The following is a 21,898-nucleotide window of genomic DNA, read 5'->3' as shown; positions in this document are numbered from 1 at the left end:
GAAATATGGCATTTTATTTGGGAATTGTTAACGGAAATATATACCAAAAATTTCTACCAATCCTTATTGACCAAATGCTTATTAATAGCCTGACCAATAATTTGTCGCTTTTTTCTGAGCTGGCGAGAAAAGGAGTCTGTGCCAAATTGTTTCCGACAACGCCTTATGTATGAAAGATAATTCGATTGTTGTTTAACTTCTATGTCACGATGATCAAACATAAAATCTCCACGGTCATTAATAATTAACGAATAGCGTCTACGGAATACTTGCTTATTCTCCGTTTTATTTGCATGCTTTAGAGGGGAATTGTAAAGCTTCTTAACTTGATTAAGATATACGGCTCTTGGAATAGTAGGGTTGTGGGCCGAAAGTTTCACAGCTCGTCGAGATCGCCTTTTGATAATCTCAATTACCCTTCGATAGTATTTTGCAATGTTGGTTGATTTTATCAGTGTATTATATCCACGAAACTCGAAGCCCAGATAATTTAAAGGACAATCAATAATTTGTTTGTCTTCTGCTAAAATTTTAATAGATGTAATTCGTTCATCTCCGTTTTTATTATAGACAATTTTCTTGAACAGAAAACGTTCGGTTTTTTCCTTACTTATTTTAACATGATATTTAAGAATGAGTTCATTAACATACTCATCAATGAATTTCATTTGATCTGGTTTACATAATATCAGGATATCATCAGAATAGCGCCGATAGTGCGCTCCAAACTTCCTACATATTTCATTAATAATATTACGATCAAACTCTATTAAGTAAAGATTCGCTAGTATAGCACTGACGGGTAGGCCTTGTGGAATACCGATCATTTGCTTCTTACCATTTATATCTTTATCACCACGGAATGGATTTTTATATATTGAGAGTTTACCTTCTTTTATTGTTTTCCTAAATTGTTCATTAGACTCGAAAAAACACTTAAATCCTTTCGAGCGCCTTATCTTAGCAAGATTAGATTCGTCGAAGTGTCGTTTACCATTTTTTTTAAGGTCATTATACAATACATAGCTAAAGTTCGTACAGGATTTAAATACGTTATAATGATCGGGTGGTAATTCATCTCGATCCAATGCATAAGCCCATATCTTATATAATGTGTCGTGATGTAAAGTTGAGAAGAAACTCTTCAAATCGATAGCAAGTACAGATACTTCACTATCAGTTTCAACCCGTCTATTTATCTCTGAAAAAACATCATGGGCAAAATGGATATTACTTTTACCTTTTTGATCTTCCTTACTGACAGGGATAGTACGATACGCCAAAACAGCTTTATCTAATTCCTCATCTTCTTTCAGTTTAGCTTCATAGCATTCACCAAGTACATGTGCATAATAACTATATATTAAAGCATCGAAGTGACTAGCATAATGTAGGGGGCGTTTTTTTATTGTTTTATCAGATCCTTTACCATCAATACGATTATGGCTGTGCGCTTTGAATTTACCTTCTTTAATATGATGTTTTTTTGGATCACCCTTTTTGTATTTTCTGTCAGAAAGAATCCGATGTATTAAAGGAAAAAAAGCATATTTAGCTATGTAGGTGGGAGAGGTGATTTTACGATAGTAATCTAACCAATTACTCTCCATACTTAATGATGGAGTTATATGCATATAACCTTTGCTTTGAAGCCAATCTGGTTTTCTTTTCATAATCTAAAATAGGCTTCGCAATGGGCTATCAATAATGTATTCATGTTTACATACCACCATCAATGGTGCGGATCAGGACCCAATAACTGAGTCATTGTAATTGCGATAAATGTGACATATTTATATTAAATTTGTTGAAGATGATAATAACAATCATATCCACTCTCCTTCAAGCAGAGCTGTTAGGAGGAATAATAAATAGTCTGATTGATGTTACAGCTGATGCTCTATTCTTTGCGAAAGAGACCAGTTATTGTAAACCACCACCTACTTTTATAAAAAAATAGTAAAGCTATAAAGCTCTATAATCCTACCTAATTGTAAACTACGTTTTATCCCATTGCAAAGCTCAGCTAAATTAGTAAATTGCGCAGATAATTAACCTTTTTTTTTAGTAATAATTAATAATCTGTATTATGGAAAGTCAAATTGTGTCTACTAAATCTTATCTGTCTGATATCAAACCTGCTGTTGAGAAAAAGTTTGAGATGGGGGATATAGTATCTTTAAGGAGCCATCCCTTTCAAAGCAAGTATTTTTTGCCAAAGATTGGAGCTTATGCGAAATTTACACCTCCTTTGATGATAATAATTGAGGTGTTAAAAAAGACATCTCATGATCCACTAACTGGGGCAAAAGATCCAAATCAATATAAGTGTCTCTTTTACTCCACTCGTGAGGGTAAGTTTGAAAAATTATGGTTTAAAGCTAACGAGGTAAAACATATTGAAACACTACCGCAACAAGAATACAGCGCTAATGTATTTAATTTTAATAAGTGGAAAAAAGAATTCGTTGGAAAGGAGGTAATTCTAAGAACTGTCGATTTAGAGCTTGGCAAACAGAAGATATTTCAAGATACTATAGGGTACAAAACCAAAATGAATGTAAATAATTTGTTAGACTTTCTTCCTCCAATTGCCACAATAATTGATGTTAAATATGAAGAAGATGGTACTAAACATAGTGAAAAAGACGGCAAAGAGTTAGCGAAAAAATCTACATTATTTGCAAAGATTAAGTGGCTGAATAATGAATCTGGGAAATTTAGCGAAGATACAATACCACTGGATTCTTTAAAAATGGTTGAGTTTAATAATGAGCCTATATACTATTCTCATAAAAAATACTATTATCATTGTTTAAAAGATAAAAAGGGGATGGAGGGGAATCCAAATTTATTTCTTAAAGCTATTCCTCTTTATCTTGACTCCGTAACGTTTAAGCATTATTATTATGTTTTTGACATAATAAATGGTTTTACAAACAAGCGGTCAAGTTACTCCCACAAGTTTCCAGTACAATCATTTGTCGATTTTAATACTATAATTGAGGATGGAAATATTGTTGAAAATATTGCAGACTTTTTTGATATAAAAAATGCTGAAAGCCTAAAGAATATATGGGCGAAAATATGGTATACAGATCGTAATGGTAATGACACAGAGAGAATTGTAAACATACAGGAGCTTTCTTCTGATACCGATAAGTTAACAGGTGAAATTTCAGTTCCTTCCTTGAAATGTAATTGTTTACTTAGGGATGGTGCAATTCGAAATTTTGTTATTAAGAGAATTCAAAGGTGTATAATTCTACCGAATAAGTTTGAAGGGATTTTTTGCGAGCGTATTTAAAATTAAAATTCTGGAGTAAATTGCCTTTTCTGAAATTTACTCCAGTATATTAGGATGTATTGAAGAAAGTTCTAAAGCATTCGAAGAGTAGAACAATGGTTACTTGATTCATTCTGATTGTCGGTTTCGCTTTGTACTCTGCCCGAGAAAGATTTCTCGATGTAATGATCCAATAGCAGCCAACGTTGTTATCATTTTCACTTTTAGTAATATGTAAACTTCAAGGAAGTAACTGACGTGCAGTTATAGGGTGTAAGTATCCCATTTTTTCGGTAGCTGAGATTGGACTTTTCTAATTGACTGTCAGTTAAATAAGTGAAGCGATGTGTGTAAATACCTTATTTGAAAAAAGAGTTCAGTTATAAGGAACATAACTGAACTCTGTATTTTTTATTTACCCAATTGGTGGTGAACTCTAATCACTCCTATTAGAAATATCCCAATCTGTCAAATGCCATTTTGCCAATTCCCAATTATCGTCAGGATCGATTCGATAGTCAAACTGTCTAGGGGAGGAGTTAGCTGTAATAATTTCTTGCAGAAAGCCGTTTGAGACTTCAGGATCGTAGACTCTCCAAATTAATTCTCGAGTCTTATTCCAGGTTATTCTTGCAAGAAATAAGGCATTAGGCCTTTCCTTATCTTTTCCTTTTATTTCATTATCTAAATAATCGCCATAGTTGTCAATTACTTCAACTTCACTTTTTGAAGGCATTCCATTTTCTATTAAATCGTCTAGATCTATCATAATTGATAAATGCCACGCGAAAACTATTTTTGGTTCAAATTCCTTTAATGCAGTGTTGACCACGGCTACTCCCGGTAAATCATCTTGTTCAAAATTAAGCAAGGAATATAAATCATTGGGTATTATTACTTTAAAATCTGCCATATATTTCACAATCTTAACCTTCTCTCAGTGATCACTACCTTTATATATAGATCCACATAGGCTCGGTCTGCCCTGCACGAGAGAATCTCATTTCTTTGTAGAATTCTGTCGCATCAACAGTTAGCATCTGCATATGAAAATCCTTATAAATCTCTTGCATTTTATCCATAATCAAGGGTCTAATACCTTGCCTTGATAGGAGGGGATAAGACATTCAATCTATCATATTTTTTCATAGTGCAAAACCTGCGGAAAAGGATCATAATAGTCGTGTAGTAGGGTTTTCCATTTCTGGTATTGCGGCGACTGTCGGAATCCAACTTCATGTGCTTCGACAGAAACCCATTGCACCAATAAAATGTATTGGTTGTCTACCTCTATACATTTCTTTAAGGAGTGTTTTATATATCCGTCGATGGATGAAATATATTGGCTAGCTATTTGAAAATCATTTTCAAACTTTTCCGCTCTACCAAGTTTTACATTTAAAATAGCTACTTCTAAAACCATCGTGTTTTCATTTTTTGAAAATTAGGATTAGCAATGTAAATCAATATAAAAATCAATCTTTTACCAATTAAGGAAAGATACATCCTTAATTATGGCCATGACATATAATATTATCAACGTACAAAAGAACATATGTCCCATAAAGAACATTGTCCGTTTTTTCCTTGGCTCTTCTTTGGCTTGTAATACAAACCCATTGGAGCCAATATTAACGGAATTAATACAGGTAATAGTGTTATTGCCGATATCAATATTAAATAATTCTGCCGTAAAGACGACAAAAGCATAACGAGTAGAATTAAGATTAATGATGCAATAGTATAGAATCTAAATATTCTTACAGATTTATTTAAATAATTAGGTTGTTCTATCGTAGACATATAATTATTTACTTTTTCCTCCTGTTATTTGCTTCTCTATTGTATTCTTTTATCTGTTCCAATTTGACTAAATATTCCTCCTCAGTGTTGATTCGTAAATCTGGAAATCTAAGATTACACAAAGTGCCCAATTCCTCGCCAAAAGTTAGTTCTAGCTTTGTGATTTCCTCAATTTTAATACTTTCGTCCTCCTGCGAGATTAAATAATCAATTCTACTCGATTTTAGCTTCGAATTTTCAACAACCTCCTTCTTTGGAAGAATTTCAAATTGGTACCTATCTTTCAATATGATTCCCAATCCTGTGAGTTTGGGTGCATATTCAATTTTTTTTATTCCGTCGAAATAATTGAAACCAAAAACTTCATCAATGAAAGAGCTATGTTGCCTTTTTAATAAAAGCTTTAATAATAAAAATTCTTTGCAATTGAAATTTGGATGTTTTAAGTTTTTCATATCAGAGAGTTTAGGCACCTCGATATTTGTCCACGAACTAATTTCTGATAATTGATAGCTTGAATTTATTATAATGTTTGACAAGTTTTGTTTCCAACTCATATTTTACACTTATTATATTTTTATTTTGATATTACGACAAGTGTTTATTATCTTTGTAGTAATTAATAGCGATAAAGTAGGGTATAGCCCTAACTTAACGATGTTACTCATGAACGAAAACGACCAAAAATTCCACATGAGCAATCGTGAGTTCGCCATTTCTATTAGATTTTCATATCTTAGTGGTATAGTCTAATAGGGCGAACTTCATGTCGGTCTTTTGTGGAAAATAATCTTTGGATTATTGGCGCTTGGTCGTGCCACGTTCAAAAGCATTGAAGTTCGCCCTATTGTTTTTAGAGCAAATTAACTTCTTCAATGATTGGTTGACATCGTTCCACATAAACCAAAAATGATTATGAGAACGAAACGAACAAACACCATCCATTACCCGCATTCGATCAGCGATCGCTTGGTGAGGTATTCCCGCAAATCACATTTAAAGAACATTTTTCGTGCGCCTGAATAGACACACTGTAGAAAAAAACAGGTTGTAAAGAGCAATAAAAAGGAGAGGGTTTGACTTTCCTTACAATGAAAAGGTACTGAACCTTGTTCAGCTTAATTTCCCTCTTTATATCCCTGTCACCGACCTATACATTTAGATGATTGCATAAAAGGTAATAATGGCCAATGAAATGAGCTTGTTTTAATCTTGCACTTTAAAATTAAGCAAAGTTTTATTGAATCCAAACTTTTTACCGTTACTTTTTATTGTAATACAATGGTATGCTATAGGTCGGTTCTTCTTTAATTCCGGTAGGAAGCGTCATAATTATTCCTAATCAATGCCTTATAACCGTTTTGACGGCGCTTTTCGGATAAGCTAATTCTTTATTGTTGGATCAGCATTAGCCATAGCTATGGCCTTTGCACAACACATTTTTAACATGCAAAAATTTTGCAACGGGGAGCGTATTGCCTATTTGTTGGGAGCTGTCAGTAAACAGACTTTTAATATTTTAAATGATTTTATTTGCCTTTCAAAGGCATTAAAGAATACAACAATGCTTTTGACATGCATTGCTGTATTTCATATGTTTAGTTTATCGGCTCAGACGCCCCGCAAGGACAGCGGGGCTAATGGGCCTAATAGACATGAGTTAACAGGACGTATTGAATCTGAAGTTGATAATAGTCCTCTACAAGGGGTATCCATACGTATAGATACTGAAAATTTACAGATCAAGAGTGCCAAAGATGGTTCTTTCCAACTGCTTGTCAAGAATTCAATAGGCAAGATCAAATTTACATATGTCGGCTTCAAAAGCCAAGAAGTCAACTATACCGCTGGAACACATCTTGTGGTCAGATTGATACCCGAAGATAACAAACTCGATGAGGTAGAAATCGTCTCCACGGGCTACCAAAAGATCCCTAAAGATAGGGCGACGGGTAGTTTTGAGTTTGTGGATAACAAGCTGTTCAATCGCAAAGTATCAACTGATTTCGTTAGCAGATTGGAGGATGTGGTGCCCGGCTTTACTTCCAATAAAACCGGAAATAGCCGAGGTAGCTACTTAAATGTAAACGTTAGGGGGCTGAGTACACTCTTTTCGGAGAAGTTTCCCTTGATAGTTATCGACGGTGTACCTTATGATGTATCCAATCCAGGTCTCGGTCCGGGGATTTTTAACAACATTAATCCCAATGATATTGAGAATGTCACTGTATTAAAAGATGCGGCAGCGGCATCTATATGGGGCGCACAGTCGGGAAATGGTGTCATAGTGATTACGACCAAAAGAGGTAAGTTTAATGAGCAGACCAAGCTCTCGTTTAACTCGAATATCAGTATAAAAGCTAAGCCAGATCTGTATTATTATCCACAGATGAGTAGCCCGGATTATATCGACGCACAGCAGTATATCTTCGATCAGGGAAAATATAACAGCTGGTTTAAAAACAAATTCAGAAATCCACAGCCCGCATTATGGCTAATGTATGCTAAAAAGAACGGCACACTATCCGAAGCTGATTTTAACGAGCAGATCGGGCTTATGAAAGCAACTGATGTACGAGACGATTTCTTGAAATATATCTACCGGCAGGCTGTCAATCAGCAATATAACATTCAGTTGCAGACGGGGAGCGATAAAGTGAATACGCTTTTTTCTGTAGGCTATGACAAGAACCTGAATGATGTGGTTACGTCTTCTTTTAAGCGAATGAACTTGAAATCTAATACACAGATCAAACCGGTCAAGAATATGATCCTCGATGTTGGTCTAGCGTATACAGACTCCAAAAACGAGAATTCGTATTTTCCTGTAGCTTATAACCGCATGGCTAAAGGTGTTAAGAATTATCCCTATATGCGTCTAGCGAATGCAAATGGCAATCCATTAGCAGTAGATATTAGTGGGTTAAATCCCGCATTCAGGGATACGGTAGCCGGAGGGAGACTATTGGATTGGTCTTATATCCCCCTCAATCAATTGAATGATTCTAAGGAAACTCAAAAAATACGGGAATTTTTTACGAACATAAACGCAAGGTATTCTTTTGATTTTGGATTGAAATTGAATCTGTTATATGCATACCAAAGCACGATGAATCCTACTGAGGTATGGAAAGGTATCGGGACATACGAACAGCGGGATGAGATCAATTCATTTGCGAGTTGGAATGACAACGCGGTTACTTGGAATATGCCGGTAGGGGATTTTTTTGGAATAGTAAATTGGGATAGCTACAATCATCAGAGTAGGGCGACTGCAGACTACAGTAAAAAATGGAATGAAAAACATGAAATTTCGCTGTTTGCCGGTATGGAAGTACGCAAAAATGAACAGAAGGTAACCTCCAGCCAATACCGTGGTTATGATCCAGAGACAGGGGCATTTAAATCTGTGCCATATGGTATTCAGGTACCTATGTTGAACGGTGCATTCGGCACCTCTGCGATAACAGATGTAAATGTATTTAAGCGATTCCGCAATAACTTTGTGTCTTACTTTGCCAATGGTGCCTATACCTATTCAAACCGCTATTTGGTAAGCGCCAGTTTTCGTAAAGATGCATCAAATCTGTTTGGAGTCAAAAGCAATGATCGGGGACAACCCTTCTGGTCAGTTGGTGGGGCTTGGGTCTTGTCAAACGAACCATTTTTGGCCAACAGTGCCGTTAACTTCTTAAAGCTTCGTGCCACCTATGGCTATAATGGTAATGTGAATAACGGCGTATCGGCTTATCCAATCATGTCAATACAAAGTGAAGCACATTACATCACCAATCAAAACTATGGTATGATCATGACTCCGCCTAATCCCGGATTGCGGTGGGAAAGGATTGGGATCACGAACGTGGGACTTGATTTTTCACTCCGAAATAATAGTTTATCCGGTAGTATAGAGTATTATGTAAAAAACGCAACGGACCTGATTGCTCCAGATCGTATTGACCCGAGTACAGGCTTCTCTACCTTGATGGTCAATAGTGGAAATATCCGTACCAAAGGCTGGGATATTTCACTCAATAGTTTACCGGTACAAGGCAAGGACTGGACATGGTCAAGTAATCTTGTATTCTCCTACGCACGCACAAAAGTGCTTAAATCTTATGTGCAAAATGAAAATGGAAAGGATTTTATCAGTTCAGCACAGTCTGGTACTATGACACCCATTGAGGGAATGGATCTATATAGCCAGCTTGGCTATAAATGGGCAGGCTTGGACCCGCAAACAGGTGAACCTCGAGTGTATATCAATGGCGAAATCTCCAAAGACTATTCCGCTATATTGGGCTTGAACGTTAGCGAACTCGAAAACTATGGATCTACAGTACCGCTATATACGGGTGGATGGCGGAATAGTATCCGTTATAAGACTGTGGAGCTGTCATGGAATATTTCTTATCAGCTGGGGCATAAGTTTCTGAGAAATTCCTTTGACAATAGCCTTTTCTTAAATAGCGATATCGGACATAAGGACTATGCGTTGCGCTGGCAAAAACCGGGAGATGAACTATATACTGATGTGCCAGCATTTAAATATCCGGCGGATCTGGGGAGTCAGGTCTATATGCGCTCGTCGGCTTTATTGGAAAATGGAGGACAGATCAAACTGCGCGATATTCAATTGTCCGTTAGCCTGTCTTCGCTATCTCGTTTTAAAGTACAGAACTTTAAAATCTATGGATATATGCAAAATGTAGCAACTATATGGCGGGCTAATAAACTCGGGATTGACACCGAGTATGGCTTTAATATTCCTGATCCAATGATGTCCGCCCTCGGCCTAAGTTTTAATTTTTAATCAGATCATTATGAAAACATTATATTTCTCAATTGGCATATTCGCTCTGGTGATATTATCTGCCTGCAACAAATTTTTGGAAGAAAAGCCTGATATCAAAATGGTAATCCCCAAAAGTTTAGATGATGCGGAGCTGTTGCTCAATGATTATAGCACCATGAATATTGGGTACCCTGCAATTGGCGAGTGGGGCACAGACGAATACTATGTCTCAGCAGAAACCTTTGATGGGATGATGACCGTGGATCAACGCAACGCGTATATTTGGAAAGATGAGCCTTACTTTGATGTAACACAATGGCAGGGTTCTTTTAAGACTGTTTTTAACGCCAATCAGGTACTCGAAATTATAAACAAGGTGGAAGGGACGGCATCCAATGAGAAAGCAAGACATCTAAGCGGAATCGCTCACTTTTTTAGAGCATTTGCTTTCCAGCAGCTGGCAGAGGTGTTTGCTCCGCCATACGATGGTGCAACCGCTTCTACGGAAATGGGAATTCCGATGCGCCTTGATCCCGGTATTGATAAACCATCTGAGCGTGCAAGCTTGAAGCAGTCGTATGAGCAGATTATTACGGATTATAAATTGGCCGTGGCTCTATTGCCGCCAAAAGAGTCCATACCCGGACGTCCCTCACGTGCAGCAGCTTATGCCGGATTAGCTAGAGCTTATCTATATATGGCAGAATATGAAAAAGCATATCTCTATGCTGACTCGAGTTTGAAGTTACATGCTGAGTTATTGGATTTCAACAATCTTAATGTGACCGCCGAATTACCCTTTGAACGATTTAATACGGAAGTCTTATTCTCTGCAATTAGTAATAACGCAGGGCCGATGAGTTTAAACAATGGTTTGATAGATTCTAATTTATATGATAGCTATAACGATAACGACCTGCGAAAGCTGCTATTTTTTAGGAGCAACAGCTACCCCAAAGATTCATATAGTTTCAAGGGAAATTATGATCAGTCCATAGCAACTCTTTTTGTGGGGCTGACTACAAGTGAGGTTTATCTTATCAAAGCAGAGTGTGCTGTTCGTATCGGGAAGGTTAGTGAAGCCTTGGATGCCCTAAATTCATTACTAAAAAACAGATTCAATAAAAATCGGTTTACAGCAGTGACTGAAACGGATGCCAATGTACTGCTGTCTAATATACTGCTGGAACGTCAGAAAGAACTATTATTTCGGGGACGACGTTGGTCTGATCTGAAACGGTTAAACCTAGATCCTAGATTTCGGAAAACTATACAAAGGAATATCCAAGGGCAAACGTATAGCTTATCACCTGACAGTAGAAAATATGCCTTTCGATTACCGGAGCCTGCCGTTGTCATTGGGAATATCCCTCAAAACATTCGTTAACCAATTATCAAATAAAAACATGAATCATTTAAAACAACTATTCATCTCATTCATCTTATTGATCCTGACAATTACTGCATTTGCACAGGTCAATAATAATATAACATCAGGCGAGGCTTTAAAAATCGGGGATACCTTTATATCGCCAAGCGCTATTCAGTTAATGCGTGGACCGGTAAAAACGTTAGATCTTCAAAAGTTAACAAGCAAAGTAGTGATATTGGATTTCTTTGATACCTATTGTGGTACTTGTATACAGTCTATGCCCAAATTGCAAAAGCTACAGGATAAGCTGAAAGATAAAGTTCAGATCATCAGTGTAACTTGGCAGGACAAAGCAACTCTCGATAAGTTCTTCGCTGCGAACAGTTATCTTAAAGAAAACAAGGTCAATCTGCCAGTTATTTTTGCTGATGTTTATTTACAGCAACGGTTTCCGCACCAAAGCGTTCCACATGTTGTATTCCTTTATAAGGAACAGGTTAAAGCAATAACAAGTAATAAGTTAATAACCGAGGAGAGCATAATTGAACTCTATGAAAAAGGGACGATCGATTTACCCCTAAAGGATGACTTTGGTAAAGGTGATCTAATGGAAAAAAACACAAACAACAACGACAAGGGGGCGGTCAAGTTTGGTGTCTGGATATCTGGCTATCAAAATGGTGTCCCTTTTGAGTCCTTGCGTATAAAAAAAGATAGTCTTACAAATACGATCAATACCTCTTTTTACAATGCCTCGATTAGTAACGCTATTAAATTCATTTGGGCTAAAATAAGTCCGGCTGGATATGTACCCCGTCCCGAAAGACTTGTATTAAAGGTTAAGAACCCTGATCATTATCAAGATATCGCGGGAAAAGGAGAACGATGGTCGTTGGAGCACGCGCTATCCTATGAGCGAAAAGATAAAATTTTGAGGGCAGATTCCACCCAAGCACGATTGGTATTGAATGACCTACATAGTTTTTTAGGCATACGATCGTATAGAACAATGAAGAAAATCCCTTGTCTCATATTACAGCCCGGTCCATTACAGTCCGGATCAAAAGAAACAATTGCAGATGGTATGGTATATGAAAATAGTGCAGTCTTGGCGGTTATGACAGATCTAGGCGGAAAATTCCCACCTATTTTAGACCGAGTAAATAGCAAAGAAAAAATAAAGATTACACCCTATGAAACCTTAGCGGAGTTCAATTCACAGCTGGCAGCGTACGGCATTGAAGCTGTACTGGGCGAGGAGGAGATGGAGGTATTAGTCATCGAAGAAATCGAGTAACCTGTAAATAGTATAGGGTATGAAAATTCATACCCTATTACTAAGTGTAGCAAACGCTGATGTTGTAAAATATTCCTATCGCGATTTTAATCGCACATTCGTACCGTTTACCTGATTCTGCAATGAATTAATGATTTCATTTTTCAATGCATCAGTGATAACTGGTGAACCTGCAGAATTTGCTGCTTGAAGAGCACACATCTGTTCTGTAGGGGTAGCACATGATGGTGGAGTATCTCCGACCAACGTATAGTGCGAAGGTTGTGATGGGTCTGAACCCGTAAAGCTGAACCAACTCATGATTTATAAGTATTAATTATTTAAATAAAATAGCTATGAATATTCTATCTATTCATATCGGTTATAATTGATCATCTTGTGCGTAACAGGATGGCCACATAAAAGCTTCTGTGAAACAGAGGCTTTTATCACTAAAGTGGTCTTCTTTCCCTCACCCATGAAGGGAAATACTGCAAACTTGCGTCGGTATCTTTTAATAGCTGTGCCAATGGTCTTCATGATCTTATTTTTCTTCTTCGTATGATAGCTTTCTACTTTGTAACATAGTTGTCCGTTTGTCTATTACAAAGGAGCGGATACTTTACAGCCTAAAATCGGGCATGTGGGTAGTATTTTACTTTTTTTGTGATTTCATTTTCTATTTCGATAGATAGTCTTGGGATCTATATATAAAAATTGGCTCAGCAATTTATTATTCAGACTATGCCATAGTGCAGGCATTAGTTCTTTGAGCTTCGCCGACCTGTCACGCGCTTCCTGCGCCATAATTAGTCCCTTTTTATTGAAAAAATCTGATTTCCGCTGCCGCATGATACTGACAAAGTGATGCATGCTCGGATACTGATCTTGCAGCTCCTGCAAGACCGTCAGCGGGATACAGGCAATGGTACTTTTTTTGAGAAATTGAATATTCAGATCCTGGCTGTTAAAACTGTACTCATGCTTGGTGCCGGTAAAGTAATGCCCTTCGGTCGCGATCCAGTGGAGATAGGGCTTTTTGAGTTTCATCTCATAAGCACCCACTTTGCCATCAAGCACATAGCACCAGTAGGGACGACTTTCATCCTCCCGGCAATAGATCTGCCCACGCTTTCCCTGGCGTAGTTTGGTATGCGTTATGAGTTCGTCGCGACAGGGATCATCTGCATTGAAATAGGTATTTAAATGTTTGGTAAAACGTTTCACAGTTAATATATTGTAAATGAACAGTTCATAAAAAACAAAAACGCCATGAGAGAGATATGGCCCATGGCGTTTTTGTTGAATTATTTTAGATAGCCTATAGAAGCGTGTAGTAAATCCGGACGATTAAATGCCCTTCCAAACGGCGACTAAAGATCTCATTCGCTTCAGATCCGACGGGGATTTCCGGTGTATCTGACTGGATCTTGTTTGACTCATATTCCGTCACCTTGACCGAATCCCGGGAAAGTGTACTGGTGCTTTTTTCATTGGTCTGCTTATCCAAAGTGATGTCTGCCTGATTGTTAATGGCAAAAGCAATCTGTTGTGCAAGATTGTTTTTGAAGTCGGCGGACAGGGATATGATATAATCAACCTGGCTCTCCGAAAGTTCAAAACGGGACATAAGCCAGCTGCGTAAGCACAGCAGGATCAGCTTTTGTTCCATCGTCTGAAATTCGATGGTCGAGTTGTACAAGTCCCGGAGCCATCGCTTGACTCCTGTGTCATCAAGTGTGTATTTATTCATACTGTTTAGTTTATCGGTGATCGCTAGTCCCAAAGGATATAGCAAGCATGCCAATGCTACACCTAGCCGACTAGTATTCACCTTGTTAAAAATTTAAATTAGTTTTATAATTCGATCGAAAAGCGAATCTAAAACCAAATCACTAAAAAGCGAAGGAAACAAAGGCCGAGATCGGCGAAAACGAAATTCGTTTCGTCGAAACAAGTATAAAATACGCATTAGGGCTGCTTAAACGCATTTGCGAACTCTACGAAGGAATAAATTAAATCTATGATAGCATGTAAAGGAAACGTTACCTTAAGTAATCATACATATTATTAACTTAGAGGTTAATCTTATTTTCAGCCTATTATGATAGCACTTAAATCTTTCTTTCGGTCGTGGTATGGGAACATGTGGATTATATTATTATTTGCAGGTATTTCATCTTGTTTCATCACTTTTTATACTACTGAAGAATCAACATTTTCGAGTATAACCATGGAAAATCATGGTTTGATATTTCTTTTTAGTTGGGTATTAATGCTATTGGCAATAGTCCCTGTTGCATTTGTCGTATACAGACTTGACTCGAATAAATACCTTGAACCGTATGAGCTCGTACGCTATCTGATCCAATTTGCGCTACTCGTTTTAGTTTTGGGAGCCGTGGCTTTAAGAATTGTTTACAAGGTTTATTTAGTGGTATTTGGGCAAGATCTACAAAAAGGCGATTATTTTGAGCGGGATTTTGTCGTAGTCATGTTCTGCTTTATAATGGTTCAGTTCTATTATGCCTTTCGAAAGGAAAGAAAGATTAATAACTATAGTAAAAAACGTGTAAAAGTAATACAAAAATGGCTTTTGCAGAAAGATGAGCAGATAAGAGCAGAGGAAAAAAAGAGCAATGAGCTTCGGATGCATTATGAGCATGAATTGAATGAACTAAGAAATCGGAAGCAAAGACTGCGTGCCAATCACGATCGTTTGAGCAGTGACGAAAACAGATTGAAGGCTTGTCTCAAAGAGGCCACCCAACAGATTGAGGTAATGATAGGGGCTGTCAATGAATGCGTAAGAATACCACAGATAGCGTATTTCCATCTCAAGGAAGGCTCTGCCAAATCCAAATTGGTCGATGTACGTTTACTGGATGGCCGTGAAGGTACGGTGGATATAGACTCGCTGGCAAAAATTGAAAAACTATGGCCTAATTTATTTTTCCGTGCCGGTCGGGGGCTTTTGATACAACAGCTGGCCATAAAAGACCAATATAGGGTGGGCAGTGATTATATTGTGGAGCTATTTGGTATAGATCAGGAGCAGCTGAAGGTACCAGCCGAGGCTTACGATAGGCTGCTGAAAATAAGGGAAGAATGGATAATTGTGGATCCAAGATAGGATAAGATCCAAGGGGCGGAGGGCCGCCCCCTGGTTGGCTTTAAGCACTTAAAGCCGTTCAATAACTTCCGCTAGGGGTAAATCATAATATGCTGCAAATTCCTGTACGGTTAGCTGTTGATGCCTGGCCTTTCCATAAGCATCTTTTGCCTGCTGGTATTTGCGCTGTGCCTGTCTGGGGCTAAGGTCGAGTACGGAGGCGACATCCTTTGCACTGATACACAGTCGATATTTTTTAGTCATAAGAAATCGGGCTGTGGTATTGACTATGGGCATAGCAAGCGCATGCCGCAGACAATACCTAATGGTACCATGATCTTCCTGTCAGCTGGATACCTCTCTGTCCATATTCGTCAATGTCGGTTATAGACAGCCCTTAAGAAAAAAATTAATAATCTAGAATTAACGAATCAATCGAATTTTTGTTTTAAATAATTGTATTATAATGATTTGATGTATGTTATCTGATCTATTACATAGGGTTATAAACCGCCATTAACGGCACATAGATTCTTCCGATGTCCAGGCACGCGACCCCCGCCAAATGGATACGGTTCATTCACATTTTACATACTGCTACGCTACTGATTGCTGTAGCTCTTTGGTAGCTTTTTAGTAGCTCTCCAGTACCTTTTTGGTAGGGCATTGGTACCTTTTCAGTACACTCCCAGTACACTCACCGTACCTTTGCACTTCCTTTTGATGGACATATTGTGCCATATTCTGCCATTCCGAGCCTAATGCTGTCTATTTAAGCCATGTTGGCCATATGCGGCCATTTTGGACAGGGATCAGTTTGGTCCTCGACATCTTTGTGTTGTCATTAAAAACTCAATATCATGGCAAAACAAGAAAGTTTAATCAAGTTTAGAGGCAAGGTCGGGGACCTTTCCTTTAGCAAACACCGCAGTCGCGGTTACGAAGTCCGAATGAAGGGTGGTGTGGACAAGGCACGGATCCAGACGGATCCCAATTTTCAGCGGACACGTGAAAACATGGCCGAATTTGGTACTGCTGCGGGCACAGCCAAACTCCTACGTATCCAGCTGAACAATCTGCTGCGCACATTTGCAGACAATACCATGCGCAACAGGCTGACCTCACTGATCCACAGGATCCAAAAGTCGGATTCGTCCAATGCACGTGGCGAGCGCATCTTTCTGGAGGAAAATAGCGCCATGCTCAAAGGCTTTGAGTTCAACCAGGCCAGCAACCTAAAAATGCTGCTGGGCGAAAAACTGGATACAACCTATGACCGTACTGCCGGCGAAGTCACACTGACCATTCCAGAATTCAATCCGCAGAATGATGTCATGTTGCTGCCGGGGGCTACGCATATGCTATTCACCCTGGCTGCCGCAGAGCTAAGTACCGAGGATGTTCCGCCACGTCCAGTCATGGTAAGGTCGGGATATATTCCGCTGATCGGTGTACATGCCGAGCAAACCCTCCAGGCGCCATTGGTGGTAGATGCTGCAAAGGTCGTGTACATCATTGTCGGTATTTCGATGTACCAGGAAGTTAACGACGAATTCTATCCACTCAAGAACAATCCCTATAACGCGATGACCATCGTCGAGGTCGATATTCCATAGTATAGCCATGAGCAACAGGCATACCCTCAAGCTCCTACGGAAATATGGGGCTGAGGGAACAAATGGAACGATCACGTACAACGGTGAGCATATCTGCCATACCATCGAATTGCCTGACCGTAATAACATCAAGCGGATCAGCTGCATCCCGATCGGTCAGTACAAACTGGAGAAAATCCGTTACCAGCGGCATGGCGAGCAGATCGGTATCCCGCATGTGTTAAACCGTGAGGGTATCCTGATACACGCGGCTAATAATGCCAAGAACGAATTGCTTGGCTGCATCGCGCCGGTCACCAGTCTGACCGGTGAGGGACAGGGTATCGGAAGTGGGAAGGCCCTGGCCAAGCTGAAAGCGCTGGTGTATTGCCTGTGGGATATGGGTGATGAAGTGTATTTGAGTATTCGATAAATAGAAGGCTTGTGGCGTTAAACGACATGATGGTGGTCATTCGCTATATTCCTTGGTGCAATTTGTTTATTGCCCAATGGCTAAATGAATTCAAACTCACTATGTTCAGACAAGAATTCATTCTTAACGCCATTTGACTTCATCAATTTGCAATCGGAATATCTTGCTTCTGACCGCTCATCATGTCTATTTCGCGTAACAAAATGAAAAAGATCTTTAACAAAATAGGACAGGTGCTGCAGCTGGTGCTGGCGGCGCCTGTTAAACTACCGGGTAAGGTGGGGAATGTATTGAAGTATGTGGCTATTGGATTGGGCATACTGGAGACGGTATTGGACGAGGAGGAGTCGCCGCCGGATGTATTGGACAGTTCCCCAAAAATAGATAAGGTGGAAAGGAGCGAAGCCGATGAAGCTGAATGATATCCGTATTTCTGCATTGGGAGGTACGCTTTGTTCGGTATGGGCAAGCTTCTCCTTTGGTGATATAGCACAGACTGTATTGACCGCTGTATTGGGTACGCTGGTCAGTTTTGCGACAAGCAGGTTACTGGGACGGTGGGGCAACCGAAGGCAACAGTAGAAGTTGATAAAGGGCATGGCATCCGTGTGTGTTACCGATTTTAAAATCCTGCAATATTGGATAACAATATTTTAGGATGTAGTTTGGGTCAAGCGTTGTATATGCTTGGCCCAAAATTTTGTCTGCTTTAATGATATCGGCATAAAGATAATGTACGGAGGTATATGGGCATAGTGCACCACATGGCTTCTTTACTCAGCTGAGCCCTCAAAATACATTGACAATTGAAAGCAAATTATTCCTGAACATTAAATAAATTTTGTTTTATCGATTTATTCTTTCTAATTTTATGTAGGACATAACAACTTTATACATATAAAGAATAACCAATAAATCAAATGATATACCTGATTATAAGCCTTAAAACGAAATGGATATCGAGTTGCTTTGGAATAAATTTGGGTTAGGTCATCGTTTGTAGAGCGTTTAAGGGAAGCGCTCATCTGTATAAGTTTTTTACACTTATTAAAACATAAATTATGATTTGGACAAGCAAAAAAGCAAGCTTATTTGTGGGCGCCCAAATTATCCTTGTATCATCTCTGTATGCGCAGCAGCGTATCGAAGGGACGGTACGGGATCAACAGGGAAAACCTTTACAATCCATTACGGTGATAGGCCTCCGCTCGGGCAGCCAGACACAGACGGACGCCAACGGAAAATTCTGGCTGGATGTACAGCAGCTGCCGGATACGCTGCAGTTCCGTTCGGTAGGCTATCAGCCATTGGACAGGCTGGTTTCCTCGACGGCTCCGCTGATAGTAGAACTCACTGCCACAAACCGGAGTCTGGACGAGGTCGTCGTCGTTGGCTATGGCACCCAGTCGCGCCGCACGCTGACCACAGCCATCAGCAAAGTGGATGGCAAGGCGCTGGAAAATGTTCCCGTCAGCACCGTCGGTGAGGGACTAAAAGGGAAAGTAGCTGGTGCCCGGGTGTATCAGTCAAACAATAGTCCCGGAGCGGATCCGGTCTTTCGGATCCGCGGTGGATCATCCATCAATAAAACCAACGATCCCTTGGTCCTGGTAGATGGTGTCGAACGTTCCTTTTCAGGGGTCAATCCCAATGATGTGGAGTCCATTGAGGTGCTGAAAGATGCGGCATCAACAGCGATCTACGGTTCCCGCGCATCAAATGGGGTGGTCTTGATCACGACAAAAAAGGGAAAAGCGGCTGAACAGGCAACCATTACATTTGATGCTACCTATGCCTTTCAGCAACCGGAATCTAAACTAAATATGATGAGCGCCCGTGATTATATCCAGATCGTGCGGCCTGCCGTGGCCTTGAGCCCCAATCCCAATTATAATTCCAGCTCTGGCTACTCCGCTAGCTCGGGCAATGATGCGAATTCGATCTATTCAACGCGCTACCTTCAGGCCGGAGAGGCGATGCCTGCTGGTTATGAGGGTATGCCGGATCCCTTGGATCCAAGCAAAACGCTGATCTTCCAGGACAACAACTACCAGGACCTGCTCTTCCGGAATGTGGGCTGGCAGAATTATTACGTCGGTGTCAACGGGGGGAGCCAGCTTGTCCGTTATGCTGCGAGTGCAGGCTATACGGACGATGCGGGTGTAGCATTGGGTACAGGGTACAACCGCTTCTCTGCACGGGGAAAGGGGGATGTCAGCATTTCGAAAAAACTCTCGATCAATACGGCCTTTGATTATTCCCTGACCAATTCGCAGGAGTTTGACAATCAGACCAACGTGATTGCTAGGGGTCTGGCCACACCGGCAACGCAAAAGATGTACTTCGACAATGGCCGCCCAACACCGGGCTATAATGCCACCTCACCAAATCCGCTCTGGTGGGATTATACCCGGGATTATGGTACCAAAGACCGGCGTTTATCGCTGATTGGTGGCCTGGACTATGCCATTATCGATGGGCTTAAAGCACAGGTGCAGCTATCCAACTATTCCCATCTCTCCAACTACCATTATTTCGAAAAAGCGCATGAATTTTCGGGATTGCGGACGACCAGGGCGAGTCAATCCCAGCTGGACCGTACCAAAGTGGATGCCTTACTGAAATACGATGCCAACTGGAATACAGACCATACCTTATCCTTGCTTGGCGGCTACTCTTATCAACAGACGGATTTTAATTCATTTAACGCGACCGTCAATGGTGCGAGTTCGGACAAGGTACCCACACTGTCGGCAGGACCGAATAAAACGGGTGCCGAAGAGGATATCTGGCAACAGGTTTTGATCGGCTATTTCGGCCGTGCCAATTATGCCTACAAACAAAAGTACTTATTGATGGGAACCTTCCGGTACGACGGTTCCTCGCTCTTTGCCAAGGAAAACCGTTGGGGATTTTTTCCGGGTGTTTCGGCAGGCTGGGTCGTGACACAGGAACCTTTTATGCGCGATCAGCAGACGGTGAACTACCTAAAATTCCGTACCAGTTATGGCCAGACGGGAAATAATTCCATCGGGCTTTATGATGCGCTGGGAAAATATAGCACCGATATCCGGTACGACGGTGCAGCAGGGATATATGCCGCAACCATGCCCAACCGCGATCTGACCTGGGAGACCTCAACGCAGTTTGACTTTGGCTTTGACCTTGCCCTGTTCAACAACCGGATCAATATCCAGGCGGACTATTTCAACAAGATCACCAAAAACCTGCTTTTTAGCGTACAGCTGCCCAATACCTCGGGTTTTTCAACGGTGCAGACCAATGTGGGTAAGGTGCGCTTCCGGGGTTTTGATCTTGAAATCGGCAGTGAGAATATGCGTTCCGGCAAATTTCGCTGGGACAGCAAGCTGACCTTAAGTTTTGTTAAAAATAGGGTACAGCAGCTTCCTGACAATGGCCGCGATAAAAACCGTATCGGCGGGATCCAGCTGGCGGACGGCACAGCCTTTGGCGGTACCGCTGAGGGTGAATCGCTGTACCGCTATTTCGGGTATAAGGTGGACCATATTCTGCAGACTCCCGAAGAGGCTGCTGCCGCCCGTTACGATGAGTCGGCACGTGGCTGGAGCCCAACGGACAAGAAGAACATCAAAGGGCGCAAACTCGCCGGTGACTACGAATGGCAGGACCGCGACGGCGATGGGGTCATCAGCAGCAAGGATCAATATGAACTGGGGGTCAGCGTACCGCATACCACGGGCGGACTGGCCAATAACTTTAGCTATGGCTCGTTCGGACTTAATATTTTTGTGGATTGGGCACTGGGTCATTCCATCAATCATACGGCTTATATGCGCTATTTCATGAATACCTTTGCCAACAACTACACCCTGGTAGATGAGGTCAACCAGACCTGGAAAAATCCAGGCGATCAGTCGAAATATGCCCGCTTTACCGCCAATGACCCTGATACCGGGAACAGCAATTTCTCCCGAACTTCAGACGTATTCAATTACAAAGGGGACTACCTCTGTCTACGGGAGGTATCTTTCCTGTATCAGCTGCCCGATACCTGGAGCAAACGCATCGGGATCCGCTCCATGCAGCTTTCGGTTTCCGGTCAGAACCTCTTTTATTTTTCCGCGCTGCGGGGAACGGGTATCTCACCGGAACTCGGCGCCGGAACAACCTATGGTAACGATTATTATAACTATCCGGCCATCCGTAAAATCGCGATCGGTGCCAAGTTAACCTTATAAAAGAAA

General features: G+C 40.5%; 18 protein-coding genes. 10 read left to right on the top strand and 8 right to left on the bottom strand.

Annotated elements, in window-relative coordinates; all coding sequences use genetic code 11:
* Window positions 1–53: 53 nt before the first annotated feature.
* The gene (locus OGI71_RS06145; RefSeq protein WP_282254506.1) at window positions 54–1,673 is read right to left on the bottom strand and encodes a reverse transcriptase domain-containing protein; all 1,620 of its coding nucleotides are present in this window, start codon (window positions 1,671–1,673) and stop codon (window positions 54–56) included.
* A 416-nt stretch (window positions 1,674–2,089) separates the two neighbouring features.
* Between OGI71_RS06145 and OGI71_RS06140 the strand changes: the two genes are divergently transcribed.
* Complete coding sequence (locus OGI71_RS06140) at window positions 2,090–3,307, top strand: hypothetical protein (RefSeq protein ID WP_282254505.1); 1,218 nt, start codon at window positions 2,090–2,092, stop codon at window positions 3,305–3,307.
* Between the two features lie 415 nt (window positions 3,308–3,722).
* Here OGI71_RS06140 and OGI71_RS06135 read toward each other — a convergent pair whose 3' ends face one another.
* From OGI71_RS06135 to OGI71_RS06125, 3 genes are all read right to left on the bottom strand, one after another.
* Entirely contained in the window at window positions 3,723–4,199 is a 477-nt protein-coding gene (locus OGI71_RS06135; RefSeq protein WP_282254504.1) for a DUF695 domain-containing protein, read from the bottom strand.
* A gap of 222 nt (window positions 4,200–4,421) precedes the next feature.
* Window positions 4,422–4,709 (bottom strand): antibiotic biosynthesis monooxygenase, encoded by a 288-nt coding sequence (locus tag OGI71_RS06130; RefSeq protein WP_282254502.1) that lies wholly within the window; start codon window positions 4,707–4,709, stop codon window positions 4,422–4,424.
* Between the two features lie 388 nt (window positions 4,710–5,097).
* Window positions 5,098–5,544, bottom strand: a complete 447-nt coding sequence (locus OGI71_RS06125) for a hypothetical protein (RefSeq protein WP_282254500.1) — start codon at window positions 5,542–5,544, stop codon at window positions 5,098–5,100.
* 992 nt (window positions 5,545–6,536) lie between these two features.
* Between OGI71_RS06125 and OGI71_RS06120 the strand changes: the two genes are divergently transcribed.
* From OGI71_RS06120 to OGI71_RS06110, 3 genes are read left to right on the top strand one after another with little or no spacing between them, the layout of a single operon-like run.
* The gene (locus OGI71_RS06120) at window positions 6,537–9,902 is read left to right on the top strand and encodes a SusC/RagA family TonB-linked outer membrane protein (protein WP_282254498.1); all 3,366 of its coding nucleotides are present in this window, start codon (window positions 6,537–6,539) and stop codon (window positions 9,900–9,902) included.
* Between the two features lie 10 nt (window positions 9,903–9,912).
* Window positions 9,913–11,271 (top strand): RagB/SusD family nutrient uptake outer membrane protein, encoded by a 1,359-nt coding sequence (locus OGI71_RS06115; RefSeq protein WP_282254497.1) that lies wholly within the window; start codon window positions 9,913–9,915, stop codon window positions 11,269–11,271.
* A 19-nt stretch (window positions 11,272–11,290) separates the two neighbouring features.
* Entirely contained in the window at window positions 11,291–12,553 is a 1,263-nt protein-coding gene (locus tag OGI71_RS06110) for a TlpA disulfide reductase family protein (RefSeq protein WP_282254496.1), read from the top strand.
* Window positions 12,554–12,628: 75 nt separating this feature from the next.
* Here the strand turns inward: OGI71_RS06110 and OGI71_RS06105 are convergent, their stop codons facing one another.
* The 3 genes from OGI71_RS06105 to OGI71_RS06095 form a co-directional block, all read right to left on the bottom strand.
* On the bottom strand, window positions 12,629–12,853 hold the full coding sequence (locus OGI71_RS06105) for a hypothetical protein (protein ID WP_282254495.1): 225 nt from the start codon (window positions 12,851–12,853) through the stop codon (window positions 12,629–12,631).
* Window positions 12,854–13,204: 351 nt separating this feature from the next.
* Window positions 13,205–13,759 (bottom strand): hypothetical protein, encoded by a 555-nt coding sequence (locus OGI71_RS06100; RefSeq protein ID WP_282254494.1) that lies wholly within the window; start codon window positions 13,757–13,759, stop codon window positions 13,205–13,207.
* A 94-nt stretch (window positions 13,760–13,853) separates the two neighbouring features.
* Window positions 13,854–14,285: a hypothetical protein gene (locus OGI71_RS06095; RefSeq protein ID WP_282254492.1), complete on the bottom strand. Its 432-nt coding sequence runs from the start codon at window positions 14,283–14,285 to the stop codon at window positions 13,854–13,856.
* Window positions 14,286–14,765: 480 nt separating this feature from the next.
* Here OGI71_RS06095 and OGI71_RS06090 point away from each other — a divergent pair, with 480 nt between their 5' ends.
* Entirely contained in the window at window positions 14,766–15,665 is a 900-nt protein-coding gene (locus OGI71_RS06090) for a hypothetical protein (protein WP_282254491.1), read from the top strand.
* A gap of 48 nt (window positions 15,666–15,713) precedes the next feature.
* Here OGI71_RS06090 and OGI71_RS06085 read toward each other — a convergent pair whose 3' ends face one another.
* Window positions 15,714–15,908: a hypothetical protein gene (locus OGI71_RS06085; RefSeq protein ID WP_282254489.1), complete on the bottom strand. Its 195-nt coding sequence runs from the start codon at window positions 15,906–15,908 to the stop codon at window positions 15,714–15,716.
* A gap of 596 nt (window positions 15,909–16,504) precedes the next feature.
* On the opposite strand from OGI71_RS06085, the gene OGI71_RS06080 reads away from it, so the two are divergent.
* The 5 genes from OGI71_RS06080 (at window position 16,505) to OGI71_RS06060 (ending at window position 21,892) form a co-directional block, all read left to right on the top strand.
* Entirely contained in the window at window positions 16,505–17,260 is a 756-nt protein-coding gene (locus tag OGI71_RS06080) for a hypothetical protein (protein ID WP_282254488.1), read from the top strand.
* A 7-nt stretch (window positions 17,261–17,267) separates the two neighbouring features.
* Complete coding sequence (locus OGI71_RS06075) at window positions 17,268–17,672, top strand: DUF5675 family protein (protein WP_282254487.1); 405 nt, start codon at window positions 17,268–17,270, stop codon at window positions 17,670–17,672.
* A gap of 203 nt (window positions 17,673–17,875) precedes the next feature.
* On the top strand, window positions 17,876–18,094 hold the full coding sequence (locus OGI71_RS06070) for a hypothetical protein (RefSeq protein WP_282254486.1): 219 nt from the start codon (window positions 17,876–17,878) through the stop codon (window positions 18,092–18,094).
* Window positions 18,081–18,254 (top strand): hypothetical protein, encoded by a 174-nt coding sequence (locus tag OGI71_RS06065; RefSeq protein ID WP_282254485.1) that lies wholly within the window; start codon window positions 18,081–18,083, stop codon window positions 18,252–18,254. Before OGI71_RS06070 ends, OGI71_RS06065 begins: the two co-directional genes overlap by 14 nt.
* A 479-nt stretch (window positions 18,255–18,733) precedes the next feature.
* The gene (locus tag OGI71_RS06060; RefSeq protein WP_282254484.1) at window positions 18,734–21,892 is read left to right on the top strand and encodes a TonB-dependent receptor; all 3,159 of its coding nucleotides are present in this window, start codon (window positions 18,734–18,736) and stop codon (window positions 21,890–21,892) included.
* Window positions 21,893–21,898 lie beyond the last annotated feature (6 nt).

It is taken from the genome of Sphingobacterium sp. ML3W, assembly GCF_029542085.1.
Classification (GTDB): domain Bacteria; phylum Bacteroidota; class Bacteroidia; order Sphingobacteriales; family Sphingobacteriaceae; genus Sphingobacterium.
The sequence above is the reverse complement of the archived record's forward strand: the minus strand, read 5'-3'. Positions and strand labels throughout refer to the sequence as shown.

Coding starts and splice junctions, on each gene's coding strand:
- OGI71_RS06070 (WP_282254486.1), top strand. CDS start 17,876: ATGAAAAAGATCTTTAACAAAATAGGACAGGTGCTGCAGCTGGTGCTG.
- OGI71_RS06065 (WP_282254485.1), top strand. CDS start 18,081: ATGAAGCTGAATGATATCCGTATTTCTGCATTGGGAGGTACGCTTTGT.
- OGI71_RS06120 (WP_282254498.1), top strand. CDS start 6,537: ATGCAAAAATTTTGCAACGGGGAGCGTATTGCCTATTTGTTGGGAGCT.
- OGI71_RS06105 (WP_282254495.1), bottom strand. CDS start 12,853: ATGAGTTGGTTCAGCTTTACGGGTTCAGACCCATCACAACCTTCGCAC.
- OGI71_RS06085 (WP_282254489.1), bottom strand. CDS start 15,908: ATGACTAAAAAATATCGACTGTGTATCAGTGCAAAGGATGTCGCCTCC.
- OGI71_RS06075 (WP_282254487.1), top strand. CDS start 17,268: ATGAGCAACAGGCATACCCTCAAGCTCCTACGGAAATATGGGGCTGAG.
- OGI71_RS06115 (WP_282254497.1), top strand. CDS start 9,913: ATGAAAACATTATATTTCTCAATTGGCATATTCGCTCTGGTGATATTA.
- OGI71_RS06090 (WP_282254491.1), top strand. CDS start 14,766: ATGGAAAATCATGGTTTGATATTTCTTTTTAGTTGGGTATTAATGCTA.
- OGI71_RS06110 (WP_282254496.1), top strand. CDS start 11,291: ATGAATCATTTAAAACAACTATTCATCTCATTCATCTTATTGATCCTG.
- OGI71_RS06140 (WP_282254505.1), top strand. CDS start 2,090: ATGGAAAGTCAAATTGTGTCTACTAAATCTTATCTGTCTGATATCAAA.
- OGI71_RS06125 (WP_282254500.1), bottom strand. CDS start 5,544: ATGAAAAACTTAAAACATCCAAATTTCAATTGCAAAGAATTTTTATTA.
- OGI71_RS06145 (WP_282254506.1), bottom strand. CDS start 1,673: ATGAAAAGAAAACCAGATTGGCTTCAAAGCAAAGGTTATATGCATATA.
- OGI71_RS06080 (WP_282254488.1), top strand. CDS start 16,505: ATGGCAAAACAAGAAAGTTTAATCAAGTTTAGAGGCAAGGTCGGGGAC.
- OGI71_RS06135 (WP_282254504.1), bottom strand. CDS start 4,199: ATGGCAGATTTTAAAGTAATAATACCCAATGATTTATATTCCTTGCTT.
- OGI71_RS06095 (WP_282254492.1), bottom strand. CDS start 14,285: ATGAATAAATACACACTTGATGACACAGGAGTCAAGCGATGGCTCCGG.
- OGI71_RS06060 (WP_282254484.1), top strand. CDS start 18,734: ATGATTTGGACAAGCAAAAAAGCAAGCTTATTTGTGGGCGCCCAAATT.
- OGI71_RS06130 (WP_282254502.1), bottom strand. CDS start 4,709: ATGGTTTTAGAAGTAGCTATTTTAAATGTAAAACTTGGTAGAGCGGAA.